The 15,859-nt window shown below is 68.9% G+C and carries 15 protein-coding genes; 8 read left to right on the top strand and 7 right to left on the bottom strand.

Annotation, left to right across the window (positions count from 1 at the left end; all coding sequences use genetic code 11):
* Positions 1-111 precede the first annotated feature (111 nt).
* From pdhA to EIZ45_RS10875, 3 genes are read left to right on the top strand one after another with little or no spacing between them, the layout of a single operon-like run.
* Entirely contained in the window at positions 112-1,212 is a 1,101-nt protein-coding gene (gene pdhA / locus EIZ45_RS10885; protein ID WP_134667403.1) for a pyruvate dehydrogenase (acetyl-transferring) E1 component subunit alpha, read from the top strand.
* A complete protein-coding gene (locus EIZ45_RS10880) occupies positions 1,209-2,225 on the top strand; it encodes an alpha-ketoacid dehydrogenase subunit beta (protein ID WP_167756406.1) in 1,017 nt (338 codons plus the stop codon). The genes pdhA and EIZ45_RS10880 overlap by 4 nt, the downstream gene beginning before the upstream one ends.
* Positions 2,225-3,460, top strand: a complete 1,236-nt coding sequence (locus EIZ45_RS10875) for a dihydrolipoamide acetyltransferase family protein (protein ID WP_134667404.1) — start codon at positions 2,225-2,227, stop codon at positions 3,458-3,460. The genes EIZ45_RS10880 and EIZ45_RS10875 overlap by 1 nt, the downstream gene beginning before the upstream one ends.
* A 6-nt stretch (positions 3,461-3,466) precedes the next feature.
* On the opposite strand, the gene EIZ45_RS10870 is transcribed toward EIZ45_RS10875, so the two are convergent.
* The 5 genes from EIZ45_RS10870 to EIZ45_RS10855 all read right to left on the bottom strand — a co-directional run bounded on the left by EIZ45_RS10870 (position 3,467) and on the right by EIZ45_RS10855 (position 8,654).
* Positions 3,467-4,735 carry a glycosyltransferase family 2 protein gene (locus tag EIZ45_RS10870; RefSeq protein WP_134667405.1) on the bottom strand — a complete coding sequence of 423 codons (1,269 nt, stop codon included), beginning with the start codon at positions 4,733-4,735 and terminating at the stop codon, positions 3,467-3,469.
* The gene (locus EIZ45_RS46065) at positions 4,732-4,905 is read right to left on the bottom strand and encodes a hypothetical protein (RefSeq protein ID WP_167756405.1); all 174 of its coding nucleotides are present in this window, start codon (positions 4,903-4,905) and stop codon (positions 4,732-4,734) included. The genes EIZ45_RS10870 and EIZ45_RS46065 overlap by 4 nt, the downstream gene beginning before the upstream one ends.
* A gap of 22 nt (positions 4,906-4,927) precedes the next feature.
* Positions 4,928-6,610 (bottom strand): DUF2334 domain-containing protein, encoded by a 1,683-nt coding sequence (locus EIZ45_RS10865; RefSeq protein WP_240690839.1) that lies wholly within the window; start codon positions 6,608-6,610, stop codon positions 4,928-4,930.
* Complete coding sequence (gene wecB / locus EIZ45_RS10860) at positions 6,607-7,800, bottom strand: non-hydrolyzing UDP-N-acetylglucosamine 2-epimerase (RefSeq protein WP_167756404.1); 1,194 nt, start codon at positions 7,798-7,800, stop codon at positions 6,607-6,609. The genes EIZ45_RS10865 and wecB overlap by 4 nt, the downstream gene beginning before the upstream one ends.
* 368 nt (positions 7,801-8,168) lie before the next feature.
* Positions 8,169-8,654 (bottom strand): carboxymuconolactone decarboxylase family protein, encoded by a 486-nt coding sequence (locus EIZ45_RS10855; RefSeq protein ID WP_037810590.1) that lies wholly within the window; start codon positions 8,652-8,654, stop codon positions 8,169-8,171.
* A gap of 46 nt (positions 8,655-8,700) precedes the next feature.
* On the opposite strand from EIZ45_RS10855, the gene EIZ45_RS10850 reads away from it, so the two are divergent.
* The 4 genes from EIZ45_RS10850 (at position 8,701) to EIZ45_RS10835 (ending at position 12,765) form a co-directional block, all read left to right on the top strand.
* Positions 8,701-10,098, top strand: coding sequence for a PLP-dependent aminotransferase family protein (locus EIZ45_RS10850; protein ID WP_134667406.1), 1,398 nt, complete (start codon positions 8,701-8,703; stop codon positions 10,096-10,098).
* A 219-nt stretch (positions 10,099-10,317) separates the two neighbouring features.
* Positions 10,318-10,494 (top strand): CsbD family protein, encoded by a 177-nt coding sequence (locus tag EIZ45_RS10845; protein ID WP_009082264.1) that lies wholly within the window; start codon positions 10,318-10,320, stop codon positions 10,492-10,494.
* A gap of 108 nt (positions 10,495-10,602) precedes the next feature.
* Positions 10,603-11,211 (top strand): TetR/AcrR family transcriptional regulator, encoded by a 609-nt coding sequence (locus tag EIZ45_RS10840; protein WP_134667407.1) that lies wholly within the window; start codon positions 10,603-10,605, stop codon positions 11,209-11,211.
* An 18-nt stretch (positions 11,212-11,229) separates the two neighbouring features.
* Positions 11,230-12,765, top strand: a complete 1,536-nt coding sequence (locus EIZ45_RS10835) for an FAD-dependent monooxygenase (RefSeq protein WP_134667408.1) — start codon at positions 11,230-11,232, stop codon at positions 12,763-12,765.
* Here the strand turns inward: EIZ45_RS10835 and EIZ45_RS10830 are convergent.
* Both EIZ45_RS10830 and EIZ45_RS10825 read right to left on the bottom strand, forming a co-directional pair.
* Complete coding sequence (locus EIZ45_RS10830) at positions 12,737-13,546, bottom strand: class I SAM-dependent methyltransferase (RefSeq protein WP_134667409.1); 810 nt, start codon at positions 13,544-13,546, stop codon at positions 12,737-12,739. The genes EIZ45_RS10835 and EIZ45_RS10830 overlap by 29 nt on opposite strands.
* Positions 13,547-13,569: 23 nt before the next feature.
* Positions 13,570-14,391, bottom strand: a complete 822-nt coding sequence (locus EIZ45_RS10825) for a class I SAM-dependent methyltransferase (protein ID WP_134667410.1) — start codon at positions 14,389-14,391, stop codon at positions 13,570-13,572.
* A gap of 36 nt (positions 14,392-14,427) precedes the next feature.
* On the opposite strand from EIZ45_RS10825, the gene EIZ45_RS10820 reads away from it, so the two are divergent.
* Entirely contained in the window at positions 14,428-15,858 is a 1,431-nt protein-coding gene (locus EIZ45_RS10820; RefSeq protein WP_134667411.1) for an FGGY-family carbohydrate kinase, read from the top strand.
* The last annotated feature ends 1 nt before the right edge of the window (position 15,859 follow it).

Raw genomic sequence — 15,859 nt, 5'->3', positions numbered from 1 at the left:
CTACAACCCGCCATCCAGGCCATCATTCCACAGTTCTCCGTCAAGTCTGGATCCCTGATCGCCCGACAGCGAGTATCAGGGCCTACTCGTCTTTGTCGATGGGAGCTGTCGGTGACCACTACGGAACGCACTGCCGCGTCCTGTTTCCTGCCCAGCGACGAGCCGCTCGGCCTCGTGACCGCCGACGGCACGCCCGCGCCCGACCCGGCGCTCGCGATGCCCGCGGACGACGTCCTCCTCCGCCTCTACCGCGGCATGGTTTCCGGACGCCGCTTCGACACCCAGGCCACCGCGCTCACCAAACAGGGCCGGCTCGCGGTGTACCCGTCGGCGCGCGGGCAGGAGGCCGCCGAGATCGGCTCGATCCTCGCGCTTCGCCCGCAGGACTGGCTTTTCCCCACCTACCGCGACTCGATGGCCGTCGTCGCGCGCGGCGTCGACCCGGTCGAGGTGCTCACGCTGCTGCGCGGCGACTGGCACTGCGGCTACGACCCGTACCGCGCCAACGTCGCCCCGCAGTGCACGCCTCTCGCCACCAACACGCTGCACGCGGTCGGCTTCGCGCACGCGGCGCGTGTGAAGGGCGAGGACACGGTCTCGCTCGTTCTCGTCGGCGACGGTGCCACCAGCGAAGGCGACACGCACGAAGCGCTGAACTTCGCCGCTGTCTGGAAGGCACCGGTGGTCTTCCTCGTACAGAACAACGGCTACGCCATCAGCGTCCCGCTCGAGAAGCAGACCGCCGCTCCTTCGCTCGCGTACAAGGGCGTCGGCTACGGCATGCCCTCCGTGCTCGTTGACGGCAACGACGCTGCCGCCGTACACGCTGTCGTCGAGCAGGCTGTCGCACGCGCCGCGGCTGGCGAAGGACCGACGCTCATCGAAGCTGTCACCTATCGCATGGAGTCGCACACCAACGCCGACGACGCGACGCGCTACCGCGAGAAGGCCGAAGTGGAGCAGTGGCTCACGCGCGACCCGATCAGCCGCCTCAAGCAGTACCTCACCGACCGCGGCCTCCTCGACGACAAGGTGCAGCAGGAGATCGACGCACGCGCCGAAGAAGAAGCAGCGGCGCTGCGCGAGCGGATGAACGTCGACACCGAGCTCGACCCGGCGGACCTCTTCCGGCACGTCTACGCCGAACCGACCGCCGCGTTGCGCCAGCAGGCCGCCGAACTGGCGCACGAGAACACCGAGGACCAGGCATGACCGCCACTCTGGACACGACGCTGTCGCTCGCCGGGGCGCTCAACCGCGCGCTCGCCGACGCACTGGCCGAGGACGAACGCGTGCTCGTCTTCGGCGAGGACGTCGGCACGCTCGGCGGCGTCTTCCGCGTCACCGACGGACTCGCCGTGCGCTTCGGCGACGCTCGCGTCTTCGACTCGCCGCTCGCCGAATCGGGCATCGTCGGCACCGCGATCGGGATGGCGATGAACGGCCTGCGCCCGGTGATCGAGATGCAGTTCGACGCGTTCGCCTACCCCGCGTTCGAGCAGATCACCAGCCACCTCGCCAAACTCCGCAACCGCACCAAGGGCCAGGTCGAACTGCCCGTGGTGATCCGCGTGCCCTACGGCGGCGGCATCGGCGGCGTCGAGCACCACTGCGACTCGTCCGAGGTCTACTACACGCACACGGCCGGCCTGCGCGTCGTCACCCCGGCCACGCCGGACGACGCCTACACCCTGCTCCGCGAAGCGATCGACAGCCCGGACCCGGTCATTTTCCTGGAACCCAAGCGCCGGTATTGGGAAAAGGGAACCGTTGACCCGCAACGCCGTTCGCCCGGTCTCGACAAAGCGGTGATTCGCCGCGCGGGCAGCGACGTCACCCTCATTTCCTACGGCGGCGCACTCGGCACCACGCTCGAAGCTGCCGATGCGGCCGCCGAAGAAGGCTACGACGCCGAGGTAATCGATCTTCGCAGCCTCGCGCCATTCGATCTGGAAACAGTCGCCGCGTCCGTGCAGCGCACCGGTCGCGCGATCGTGGTGCACGAGGCGAGCCGATTCTGCGGTTACGGCGCCGAAGTCGCCGCGCAGCTTTCCGAGCACTGTTTCCATTACCTGGAAGCGCCGGTGCTGCGCGTCGCCGGATTCGACATTCCTTATCCCGCACCGAATCTGGAACAGCACCACCTGCCGGGCGTCGACCGGATCCTGGACGCGATCGAACGCCTCCAGTGGGACGACGCGGCACCGCTCGACGGGGAGAAGTGATGGCCGTCTTCAAACTGCCGGACCTCGGCGAAGGCCTGACCGAGGCGGAGATCGTCGCGTGGCACGTCGCGGTCGGCGACACCGTCACCGTGGACCAGACCGTCGTGGAGGTCGAGACCGCGAAGGCGAGCGTCGAGGTTCCGGTGCCGTTCGCGGGCCGAGTCGCGACCCTGCACGGAGCAGCGGGCGAAGTACTGACTGTCGGCAGCCCGTTGATCACAGTGGACAGTGCCGCGGACTTCACCGAACCCGGCGTCGTGACGCCGGAGGGCAGCGGGAACGTCCTGATCGGATACGGCACCAGCCAAACCCGCACTCGGCGCGCGCGGCGGCCGCGCGGCACCAAGGCGCCGACGACCGCACCGGTTCTTGCGCCAAAGTCCACTTCGGACCGTATTCGTGTCGTGTCGCCGCTGGTCCGCCGCCTCGCCCGCGAGTCCGGAGTAGACCTTCACACGCTCACCGGAACCGGCACCGACGGCATCGTGAGCCGCGCCGACGTCGAACGCGCGATCGCCGCCACCGAAACCCCAGCAGCCACCACCTCGGACGAGCAACGAATCCCCCTGCGCGGCCTGCGCAAAACCGTCGCCGACAAACTCGCCCGCTCCCGCCGCGAGATCCCCGAGGCGACCGTCTGGGTGGATGTCGACGCGACCGAACTGCTTCAGTTGCGCACCGCGCTCAACAGCGATCCGCACGCCCCGAAGATCAGCCTGCTCGCGCTCATAGGCCGGTTCGCCGTCACGGGGCTGCGCCGATTCCCCGAGCTGAACGCGCATCTGGAAGGCGACGAGATCGTCATCCCGTCCGCGGTACACCTCGGATTCGCCGCGCAGACCGACCGCGGTCTGGTCGTCCCGGTCGTCCAGAACGCGCACCAGCACACCCTGGAAGACCTCTCCGCCGCGCTCGCCGACCGCACCGAACAGGCCCGCGCCGGACGTCTCGCTCCTGCCGACCTCACCGGCGGCACGTTCACCGTGAACAACTACGGCGTGTTCGGAGTGGACGGTTCGGCCGCCATCATCAACTACCCGGAGGTGGCGATCCTCGGCATCGGCCGCATCATCGACCGGCCGTGGATTGTGGACGGTCAGGTCACCGCGCGCAAGATCACCGAGCTGACGCTGGCGTTCGACCACCGCGTCTGCGACGGCGGCACCGCGGGCGGATTCCTCCGCTTCGTCGCCGACTGCATCGAAAACCCCGTGCGACTGCTGCGCACTCTCTGAGGACGGTCAGGCTGGCAACTCTGCCAGCCTTTCCGTTTTCGCCCACACGTTCCGCTTCAAGACGATCCGGAACACCGCCCGCCACGTCGCCAGCACGCCGAGCAACAGGAACGCCGGATAGCACAACCCGGCCAGCAACGCCCGATGCAGGGGTTCGTCGCGCAACCGGACAAAGTAGACGATCGCCCACATGATCCCGGGCAGCAGCAAGGCAGCCAGCCACCACGCCACCGCCTGCGCCAGGTTCCCGGTCTCCGCGACCAACCCGCCGAACGTGTTCCCGGTCAGCAACGCCGCCGGCACGATCACCAGCAGCCCCGCGGCGATCAACGACAGCGGAACAGTCAGCCACGGCACGACCAGGTAGACCAGGAAGTCGAACAATCCGGTCCCGGCAATGAATCGAGAGGTCGCGAGACTGCGCAAATGCCGTGAACACTGAAGATTCCCTTGCGCCCACCGGGTCCGCTGCCGAAGCAGGCGGCGCGCGTCTTCCAGCCCCTGCTGGGTCACCCAAGCCCGTTGCGTGTACCGGATCCGCACTCCGGCCAGGTGCAGCCGCAGGCCCAGTTCAAGATCCTCGACCAGGCAGTCGCTCCACGGAGACGGCCCGAACTTCCGCAACACGGACAGTCGCGTGAACTGCCCGTTGCCGCCCATCCCGACACTGCCGAGCACGTCCCGCAACGACTGCGAAGCATCCGCGATCGCGCCGAATTCCAAGTCCTGCAACAACGCCAGCAACCGGTGTCTATTGTGGATTCGCACCCGACACTGCACCGCACCGACGCCGCGGCTGCGCAGCATCGCCGCCACCTCAGTGAGCAGCCCCGCGCTGCCGCGCCCGTCACCGTCGATGATGCCCACGACAGTCTGGGAAACCGTGCCCTCCCGCTCGGCAATGGCGTCGATGTAGCGATAACCCGCGTTGAGCGCTTCGCCCTTTCCGCGTCGCGCCTGCGGCAAGTCACGCCGCAGCACATGCAACCGATCATCAGCGATGCCCGCGACGACCTCTGGCGTAGCGTCATCAGATCCGTCATCGATCACCAGCACTCGCACCGGAGTTTCGGGCGTTCCCAGCCGTAACGCGTTGCGCACCGTGTTGGCGATAACGCGTTCTTCGTTCAACGCCGGAATAACGATCCAGAACAGCAACGGACGCGACGCGCGTTCAGTCGCGGGCCGCGGTGCGCGCCAGGCGAAGGCCGCCAGTACCAGGTTGTGGACCGGCCACCAGCAGAGCAGCAGCACGAACCACCACGGCTGCGTCATGCCGTGTGCCGGCCCCGGGAACCGCTGGCACGCAGCCGGACCGAACGGACGGTGAACGCCATCGCGACGAATCCGGCCGCTGACAGGACAAACCACAGCACCCCGTGGAACGGCGCGACACCGATCGCGGCGGCGGACACGACGGCAGGAGCGACCCGGGTGACAGACATTTCTTTTCCTTCCAGAACAAACTCAAGCAGCGACGGCGGCCGGGGACACGAAGCGATAGCCGAGCCCCTCGATGCCTTCGACCACCTTCCGGAGGTCGCCGATGCCGAGAAACGAGTGATAGTAGAAACTGACGACGCTGTCGGTCACCACGCGATGGGTTTTCGCGTCGGCCAGGATGTCGTCGGCGGTGCGGGCGGCGTGCTGGTTGAACTTGGCCGGAGCCACGTTCCCGACGTTCTCCGGCACCACGACAGTCCCGTAGACGTCGCGGACCGGATACGGGAAGAACTGGCCGTATACCTCGCGATAGGACACGTCGGTCCGTCCACAATGGCCGCCGTCGCACTGGCCGGCGTAGTAGCTTCCCCGGTCGTACCGCATCGGGAAGACCCGGCCCGCCTCCTGATAGTCCACAGCGGACCCGCCGTAATGCGGGAACTCGAACGCATCCGGCCGAGGCAGCCCGACCCGGTCGAACTCGGCGAGACCAGTCGCGACGCGGCCGCGGAACCACTCCGGCGAATCCTCCGGCACCGGTCCGCTGAGCCGCACGTTGTCCTGGTGGTCGACGGTCGCGCGATAGAACTCGTAGTCCGCGGCGCTGGTTCCCGAGTATGGATTGTCGGTCGCACCGTACTGGTGACTGTAGCCGTGCATCACCAAGGTTCCGCCCCGCGCGACCGCATCGAGCAGTGCCGCAACAAGTTCCGGACTGTCCACCAGTCGCGCGAACGTCGGCTTACCGCCGTTCGCCGCACCACGCGGGTCCGCGTAATACGGATACACCGCCAGCGAGAACGGCACGCCGTGCCCGCTGAGGTAGTCGGTGATCGCCCGGACTTCAGCAGGCGGTGTGCGCGGACCGATGTCCTCGATCCGCACGAGAGCACGTCGACGCGCCGGAGCGTCCGGCGCGAGCACGCCAAGGAGAATGTCCGCGGCGGCCAGATAACGATCACCCGCACCGACGTACGAATACGGCACTTCGGCGAGATAGGTGAACGATCCACTGTGGACCGCCCACGGCGACGACACTCCCTCAGCGGACCTCGCCTGCGCCAGCACCTTCGTCTTCGGCGACGTCACCCGCACGCCCACGACATTGATGCCGGCATTGGGATCTCGCCGCAGGTCAGTGTCCCGATAGGACACCGTCGTGACTTTGTCCTCCCGGAACGGAGCCCACGTCCAACCCCACTTTCCGGCGAGCGCCGGCGTGTGATCGAACAGCTGCCAGATGTTGCTGCCCATCCACACCACCGGCAGCCGGGTCCGGCTCAGGTCGTCCAGCAACGCGGACGGGAGCTGCGCGTCGTAGACCGTGCCGACGTAGACGACCGCTTGGTACTCGTCCAGCTGGCCGCTCCGGTAGTCAGCGGCGGGCAGCATTCGCCAAGCAGTCGAACGGGAAACGAGGTTCGCCGTCTGGATCGCGTTGGCCTGCGCCTCCTCGGCGACCTGGGTCGCAGGCGGACTCGGCCGCAACCGCCGCCCGTCGTCGAAGAGCACCAACGTGCGCCGGTCGTCCCGCCCGCCCGGGCCGGCCAGGCCGATTTTCGGCTGCCGCAGCACCGGTTCGATCGGAGACGCCGCTTCCGAACCGGAGCCGTCGTCCGAGACCACCACGACGATTCCGCCCACCAGGCTGACCACCGCGACAACAATCATCCCGAGCCGCAACCACGCCGGGAATCGTTGCTTCACTGCACGACCTCAACCCGCTCCGGGACGAACGGCTCCGGCAATTCAGCGGTGAGCCCGAGCAGCCAGGCCACCGCCTGTTCGGTGCGTTCCGCAGCCCGGCCGTCGCCGAACGGGTTGGCGCGCGTGCTCATCGCCGCCCGCTGCGCCGGATCGGTCAACAGCTTCGACGCGGTGTCCACAATGAGGTCGGCGTCCGTTCCGACGAGCTTCGCACACCCGGCGTTGACGGCTTCCATCCGTTCCGTCGTGTCCCGCAGCACCAGCACCGGAACCTTGAACGTCGGGGCTTCTTCTTGAATGCCACCGGAATCCGACAGCACAAGCGAACTCGCCGCGATCGCCGCCGCGGTCTGCTCATACGGCAACGCCGGGGTCAGCACCGCGCGCGGGTGGCCAGCCAGCGCTTCGCGCACCGCCTCTTGCACAGCCGGATTCGGATGCATCGGCAGCAGCACGCGAACGTCCGGATGCCGCGCCAGCAGCGTGTCCACAGCGGACAGAATGCGCGTCAACGGCTCGCCCCAGGACTCCCGGCGATGCGCGGTCACCAGAACCAACCGGCACTCGCCCCGCGTCGCCGACTCGACCAAGTCGGCGACCGCACTGTCGGCAAAGGACACTCCACGGTCCGTCACCCGGGAAATCGCGTCCACCACAGTGTTTCCGGTGACCAGGAGAACACTGTCGTCGATGCTCTCGGCACGTAGGTTCTGCGCGGCCGCCGGAGTCGGGGCCAGGTGCAGGCTCGCGGTCTGCGTGACCAGCCGCCGGTTCAGCTCCTCCGGGAACGGCGACTGCAGATCGAACGAGCGCAGCCCGGCTTCCAGGTGCACCACGGGAATCTTGCGCCAGAACGCGACCATCGCACCGGCCACAGTGGACGTCGTGTCGCCCTGCACGAGCACCGCCGCGGGCGGACGCTGCGCGGCGAGCGCGTCGAGGCCGGTGACCAGCTGCGAGAACAGTTCGGGCTGACCGCCGTCGACCCGGTTCAGGGTGAGCCGCAGGTCCGGGGTCAGCGAGAACGCGGCGAGCACCTGGTCGACCAGCTCCGGATGCTGCCCGGTCGCGACGAGCACCGGGTCCAGCCGTCCGGGCCGGCGCATCTCCTGCACGACCGGCGCCATTTTGATCGCCTCCGGCCGGGTGCCGGCAATCAGCCAGACCACCGGTGCGTCACCCCGGGTCATCACGGAACCCCATTTCAGCGAGAGCGGACGCGATCCGGGAAACCGTCCCTGGATCGCGCCGACCACGCTAACTACGGCATCCGGAATCGACCTCACCCTCGCGGGTAAATCTCACCGTCAGTAGTCACCGTCACAAGCGGTCAAGAAGACACCAAACCATTGCCCACCTTGCAGTTAAGCAGCTGCTTACTTGGCCACCTCTGGATGCACCAGGCCAGCCAAGCACACTCAGTAATCACGCTGGATCGGTTAAGTCACCAATCCCGGAAAAGGGCACCCGAAACCCCGGGCGCCCTTTTCCCTTCGCCGGGCAAACCGGCGGTATGCCGTCCCGCGATCCTGCTCACATAGTGGTCCAGACCACCAGGTCAGTGCTTCCCCGGAACGTATTCGCCGGGCACCATCCGCGTCGTGACCGCGAACCGGTTCCACGCGTTGATCACGGTGATCGTCGCGATCAGCTGAGCCAGTTCGGCGTCCTCGAAATGCTCGGCGGCACGGGCGAAGACGTCGTCGGGCACGAAGCCGTCGGTGAGCACGGTGACCGCTTCGGTCAGCTCCAGCGCGGCGACCTCCTTCGCCGTGTAGAAGTGCTTCGACTCCTCCCATGCGGAAAGCTGGATGACGCGCTCGCTCGTTTCGCCCGCGGCCAACGCGTCCTTCGAGTGCATGTCGATGCAGAAGGCGCAGTGGTTGATCTGCGACGCCCGGATCAGCACCAGCTGCCGCAGCGCCGGGTCGAGGCCGTGCCGGGTCGCGGCGTCGAGGCGGATCATCGTCTTGTAGGCCTCGGGCGCCAGTTCCGCCATCTTGAGGCGGGGCGGTTGCACCGGAAGTCGTTCTGTCGTTGTCATAACTTCGACCCTACGAGCGATTGGCACTCTGTTATGGTCCATTTCCGTGCGCGCGGAGTGGGCCAGTTCGCTGAGTGAAGACCTCCACCTCGACCTGCGCGGGCCTCGCCTGCGCGACGGTCTGATGGAGGCCCTGCGGGACGCCATCCGCACCGGACGGCTCACCCCGGGCGCGAAACTGCCGTCCAGCCGCACGCTCGGCGCGGATCTCGGAATCGCCCGGAACACCGTGGCGCAAGCGTATGCGGAACTCGTCGCCGAAGGCTGGCTCACCGCGCGGCAAGGCGCCGCAACCCGGGTTGCCCCGCGCTCCGAGATCGCGCCCGCACCGGCCGTGCCGAAGCCTGCTTCGCGACACCGAATCGTGCACGACCTACGCCCCGGACAACCCGATCTGTCCGCGTTCCCCCGCGCAGACTGGCTTAAAGCCGCGCGCCGCGCCCTGACCGACGCGCCAGACGACGCGTTCGGCTACGGCGGTCCGTACGGCCGTCCAGAGCTACGCGAAGCCGTAGCCGCGTACCTCGCCCGTACGCGCGGCGTACGCGCACACCCGGACCAGATCATGCTCTGCACCGGTACGTCGCACAGTCTCATCGTGCTCGCCGAAGTACTGAAGCAACGTGAAACGCGAGCAGTCGCCGTCGAGTCGTACGGCCTGCAAGTACATCGCGCGCATCTCGCGAAGGTCGGTCTCGACACCCCGCAGTTGCCGGTGGACGGCGACGGCGCAAAAGTCGAACGCCTCGACGACCTGCCCGACGTCGGCGCGGTGTTGCTGACGCCGTCGCACCAGTTCCCCACCGGCGTCGCGCTGCATCCGGATCGCCGTGCCGCGGTGGTGGACTGGGCGCGCCGGACCGGCGGCCTGGTGCTGGAGGACGACTACGACGGCGAGTTCCGCTACGACCGCAGCCCGGTCGGCGCGATGCAGGGACTCGACCCGGAGCACGTGATTTACCTTGGCACCACAAGCAAAGCGCTCGCCCCTGGCCTCCGGCTGGGCTGGATGGTGCTGCCGCCGCGGATCGCCAGGGCCGCCGCTGAGGTCAAGGGCGACCGCGACCCGTTCTCCGGCGTGCTCGACCAGCTCGCCATGGCCGAATTCATCACTTCGGGCAGCTACGACCGGCACATCCGCGCGATGCGGCTGCACTACCGCCGCCGGCGCGACCAGCTCGTCGCGGCACTGGCCGAGCACGCACCGAACACGCGGGTGACCGGGCTGTCCGCCGGTTTGCAGGTGCTGGTGGACGTCCCGTCCGGCGAGGAAGACGCGGTGGTGCAGGGGTCCGCGTGGCAGGGGCTGGCCATGCACGGGCTCGGCGCGTTCCGCCATCCCGACGTGCCCGCGGACCGCGACGCCCTGGTGATCGGCTACAGCACCCCGTCGGCCAGCGCGTGGTCGGGCGCGCTGGCGGCGCTGTGCCGGGTGCTGCCCTAGGTCACTCGACGCCGAGCCTGACTCGGTCGATTTCACCAGTGCGGCGACCGGGAACTCCTTCGCAACTGGACAGAACGCGTTCACCGCAAAGGGAAATCCGCCGCTTCGCCGACGTCGGTTGCGAGGTTTCGAGGCGGTTCGCGCCGGGCACCGATTCGCGAGTTTGGCGCCCGGCAGAGCGGGTAGCCGAAGCGCGAGGCACGAAAGGGAGGACCCATCGTGAACGACAAAGCCGAGAACAAGGCCGAAGAGCTCAAGGGCCGCGCCAAGGAAGCCGTAGGCAACGCCACGGACAACGAGCAGTGGCAGGCCGAAGGCAAGGCGGAGCAGGGCAAGGGCAACCTCAAGCAGGCCGCCGAGAAGGTCAAGGACGCGTTCAAGAGCACGAAGGACTGACGCGTCGGCGAAGCCCGGGGCATCCGTGCCCCGGGCTTCTCCGTGCCCTCAAACTTGCGTAACACGCAAACTTTGCGCGTCACGCAAGTAGCGCGCTATGGTGGTCTCATGACCGAGCGACCGAACCTGCGAGACCGCCGCCGCCAAGAGACCCGGGTCGACATCTCCTGGGCGGCAGTCCGGCTCACAGTCGAGCGCGGTCTGTCGAACGTGACAATCGAGGACATCGCCCGCGAAGCGGGAGTTTCGCCGCGCACCGTCAACAACTACTTCTCCAGCAAGGCCGAAGCGATCGTCGCCCGGCACCAGGACCGGGCTCGCGGGATCGCTGATCACCTCCGCGCGCGCCCGGCGTCGGAACCGCTGTGGACCGCGCTGCGGGAGGCGTCGCTCATGCAGCTCGACGCCGACCGCGGCACCTCCCCCGGCGGCGGCAACGATCCGCAATGGACGGCCGGCGTCCAGGCCATGATCGCCGAACCCGCGCTGGCGGGCGAATTCCTCAAAGCCAATGTCGCGGCCGAAGAAGCACTGGCCGAGGCGATCTCGGAACGCCTCGGCGCGGACGTCCACGATCTCCGCGTCCAGCTCATCGCCACCACCGCGGGCGGCGTGCTGCGGGCAGTCATCCAGGAGTGGCTGCGCACCGCCCCGTCCGCGGACCTGACCGCCATCGTGCACCGGGCGTTCGACACGCTCGCCGAGGTGCTTCCCTGATCCCGCAAGGAGATCCCCATGTCCGACATCGTCATCGCGGGCGCCGGGCCGAACGGCCTGATGCTCGCCGCCGAACTCTGCCTCGCCGGGGTCCGCCCCATCGTCCTCGAACGGCTCGCCGAACCTGACGGGCTGCGCCGTGCCAACGGTCTCGTCGGCCAGGTGGTGCCGCTGCTGCACCGGCGCGGGCTGTTCGAGAAGCTCGCCGAGATCCCCGAACCCACGCCGGTCCCGCGGTTCGTCTTCGGCGCGTTCCCGGTCGAATTCGCCGATCTGCCCAGAAATCCGATGTACATCCTGCCGAAGCCGCAGCACGAACTGGAGCAGATGCTGATCGAGCACGTCCGCGCGCTCGGCGCCGATCTCCGCCGCGGCCACGAAATCACCGGCTTCACCCAGGACGAGAACTCGGTGACCGTGCAGGTGCAGGGACCGGACGGGCCCTACGAACTCGCCGCTGAGTACCTGGTCGGCGCGGACGGCGGACGCAGCACGGTGCGCAAGCTCGCCGGGATCGACTTCCCCGGCGTCAGCTGGGACGAAACCGTGTCCCGCAGCGCGAATGTGCGGATCCCGCAGTCCTTCGTCGATCCGGTGACCGGCGGGCTGAAGCTGGAGACCGGCGTCATCCCGCCGTTCCAGCACCACCGGACGGAAACCGGGTTGTTCGTGTTCGCGCCGTTCGATCCGGCGAACCCGGCGCTGTCGGTCACCGAACACAGCGGTGCCGCCGATTTCGCCGAGGACGATCCGCTGACCATGGAAGAACTGCGCGCGAGCGTGCAGCGGGTGCTCGGGGTCGATCTGCCGCTCGAACCGCCGTCCGGGCCCGGTCCGTTCCTGTCGCGCAGGCTGTCCGGCGGCAACACCCGGATCGCCGAGACCTACCGGCGGGGCCGGGTGCTGCTGGTCGGCGACGCGGCCCACGTGCATTCCGCGCTCGGCGGCCCGGGGCTCAACCTCGGTCTGCAGGACGCGGCGAACCTCGCGTGGAAGCTCGCCGCGGAGGTGCGGGGCTGGGCTCCGCCGGGGCTGCTCGACAGCTACGAGGCCGAACGCCGCCCGGTGAGCGAGCGCGTCGTAATGCACACCCAGGCGCAGAGCGCGCTCGTCGCTCCCGGCCCGGAAGTCACCGCGCTGCGCGAATTCTTCGTCGAACTGCTCGACTCTCCGGATACGCGGCAGCACATCGCCGACCTGATGTCCGGCGCGGACATCCACTACGGCACCGACCCGGACAGCGGCCGGTGGGCTCCCGACTTGCCGCTCGCCGACCCAGGCCCGCTGACCGCCGCGTACCAAGCCGCGCGCCCGGTACTGCTGGACCTGACGCCCGGCGCAGTGCTCGCCGACGTCGCCGCCCCATGGGAAGACCGCGTCACCACCGTGTCCACCACGGCGACCGGCGGCGCACCCACCGCGCTGCTCATCCGTCCAGACGGTTACGTCGCCTGGTCCTCCACCGACGCCGAGCCGGACGTCGAAGCGCTCCGAACCGCGCTCACGCAGTGGTTCGGCGCACCGGTCAGGTCAGCCGTGTCGTCGCCACGTTGACGAGCGCCCCGGCCGGGAGCGTGCCGTCCGGGGTCACCAGCGGCCGGGACGCCACCTTGAACGCGGTCCGCAGCCCCAGCAGCTGCGTCTCGTCCAGGGCTTCGACCTGGTAGTAGGTGTCGTGGCAGGTCTGCCAGACCGAATCCGGCGTGCCGGAGAGGTCCACCCGCAGCTGGTGCCATTCGACCGGCGCGAATCCGGCCGGGCCGAGCAGCGCGTCGAGGCCTTCGCGGGTGCGGCTGCGCGGGTCGCCGGAGGTCGGTACCTGCCGGTCCTCGGCCACTACCGCGAAGAGCGGCCGGGCGACCTTCAGGAACACCTCGAGGGCGTCGGTCCCGCCGCCGCCCACGCCGATCACGAAGGCGCCGCCGGGCCGCAGCACGCGGGCGGTCTCGGCGATCACCTTCTCGACATCGGACATGAGCATCAGCGCCATGTGCGACACGACCGCGTCGTAGCTGTCGCCCTCGAACGGCAGCTCCTGCGCGCGGCCGGGTCGCAGGTCCGCGTCGGCGAGCCCGGCCCGGGCGCGCGCGACCTCCAGCTGCTTGGCGGAAAGGTCGATGCCGGCGAGCTTTCCGGTACCGCGACCGGCGAGCACCGCCAGCAGCGCGCCGTCCCCGCAGCCGAGGTCGAGCACGCTGTCCGGCTTGCCGACGTGGTCGGCGAACGCCTCGTACACCGAGCGTCCGTCGACCCGGCCCCGCTCGGCCAGTTCGGACGCGGCTGCCGGGTTCCGGTCGTGAAAATCGCGGAGGAACTCTTCAGCAGGCGTCATCATGTCCGAGACGGTAGCGCGAACGGTCACTTCAGCAGTTCCGTTTTCGCCAGGTTGACGCACAGCCCCGCCGGAAGGAGGCCGTCCGCGGTGCGCAGGTGCTCGGTTTCGGCGAAGAAGGCCGAGCGGAGCCGGGCCAGTTGAGCGGCATCGAGGGTGTCGGTCGAGTAATACGATTCGCAGCACAACGTCCACACCTCGTCCGGCGCGGCGGTCAGGTCGATCTCGTACGGCTCCCAGGAAACCGGCGCGAACCCGGCCGGAGCGAGCACCTCGTCGATCCCCTCGCGGTTCGATGTGCGCCGCTCGGCGGTGTAGGTCGCCCGTCGTTCCTCGGGCACCTCGCGGAACAACGGCCGGGCCAATTCGAGAAACACCGGCGTCGCGCCCGTCGATTCGGGACCGCCGACGACCAACGCGAAGGTCCCGCGCGAAACTAGCACCCGCGCGAGCTCGGCGGCGACCGCCTCGGGGTCGTCCATGAGCATGAAGGCCATGTGCGACACAGCCGCGTCGTAGCTGTCATCCTCGAACGGCAGTTCCTGCGCGCGGCCGTGGTGCAGCTTCGCGTCGGCCAGTTCGGGCCGTTGTCGGGCAAGGTCCAGCTGCCCCGAGGACAGGTCCACACCAGCGAGCTTTTCCGCGCCACGGCGGGCGAAAACGGCCAGCAGCGCACCGTCGCCGCAGCCGAGATCGAGCACCCGGCGCGCGGGCGCGACCCGGTCGGCCAGCACCTCGTAGCTCGTCCGGCCGTCCCCGGTCACCCGGCCGGACTCGATCAGCACGGACATCGCGTCCGGTTTGCGATCGTGGTAGTCGCGCAGGTAATTCTCCGCGGCAGAGGTCATGCTCCGACGGTAGCGAATTCCTGGTACCCCTGTGGCATGGACGAAGAAGCTCTGCTCGGCATCGATGTCGGCACGACCGCGGTGAAAGTCGCGGCGTTCGCGCCGGACGGCCGGGAACTCGCGGCGCACTCGGTGCCCTACCCGATCGCGCGGCCGCGTCCCGGCTGGGCCGAGCAGGACCCGGAAGACTGGTGGCACGCAACGGAAACCGCGCTCGACACGGTCCTTTCCGGACTCCCCGCCGGCGCGGTGCGCGCGGCCGGGATCGTCAGCCAGGTCAACACCCACCTTCTCGTCGACCGAGACCTGCGGCCGCTTACCCCGGCGGTGATCTGGCAGGACCAGCGCTGCGCGGAGCTCGCCGCGGAACTCGATGCACGCTTCACCGACGAGGACAAAAAACGCATCTGGGGCGGGCCGATCGTGCTCGATGCGTCGTTCGCCGGGGCCCGCGCCGCGTGGTTCGCGCGCGAGCTGCCGGAGCTGTGGTCCCGTGCGCGATGGATGCTGAGCCCCAAGGACTTCATCGGCGCGCGGCTCACCGGACGCGTCGCGACCGACCCGCTGTCCGGCGTGCGCATCGCGGGCGCGTCGGGTTATCTGCCCGAAGCGGTCGCGCTCGTGGACGGACTCGGCGACCGGCTGCCGGAACTGCTCGCTCCCGAGGAACCTCTCGGTCACGCCGCCGTGCTGGGCGACGCCCCGGTTGTCGTCGGGACCATGGACGCGTTCGGCGCCGTTTTCGGTACCCGCACAACAGAACCGGGCCGTGCGATGGTCACCTGCGGGACCTCGCTGGTCGTCGCGGCCGCCTCGCACCGGCACGAATCGGTCCGCGGCCTGGTCACCTTCCCGCCCCGCGGCGATCTCGTCGTGCACGCCGGACCAACGCAAGCAGCGGGCGACGCGGTGCGCTGGTGGAGCCGAGCGTCCGGACTGTCCGTGCCGGACGTGTTCGCTTCCGCCGCGGACGGCAGGCCCGGAGTGGTTTTCCTGCCGCACCTGCAAGGCGAACGCGCCCCGCTGTGGGATCCGGATCTGCGCGGCAGCTTCCTCGGGCTGACCTCGTCCACCACCACCGCGGACCTGTCGCGAGCCGTCCTCACCGGAGTCGCGTTCTCCGCACGGCACGTGCTGGAAACCGTCGAAGAAGCCTGCGGCGAAACCCTTCCGTCCGTCACCTTCTCCGGCGGCGGCGCACGCAGCGACCTCTGGACCCAGCTCCACGCCGACGCGCTGTCCCGCCCCGTCGAACGCCTCCGCGTGCACGACAGCGCAGCGCTCGGTGCCGCCCTGCTCGGCGCAGTCGGCGCGGACCGGTACCCGGACGTCAAAACTGCCGCCGCCGCGACCGTCGCCGTCGAGCGCACCTTCACCCCGGACACGGACCTGACCGGCCTGTACGAGGCGTATCGCGCGGCGCACGAAGGGCTGGCACGAGTGCACGAACGGCTGGCGCGATGGTGAT

Source organism: Amycolatopsis sp. CFH S0740 (assembly GCF_004522315.1).
Lineage (GTDB): Bacteria > Actinomycetota > Actinomycetes > Mycobacteriales > Pseudonocardiaceae > Amycolatopsis > Amycolatopsis nivea.
Note: the sequence above shows the minus strand (reverse complement) of the source record. Positions and strands in the feature narration are given on the sequence as shown.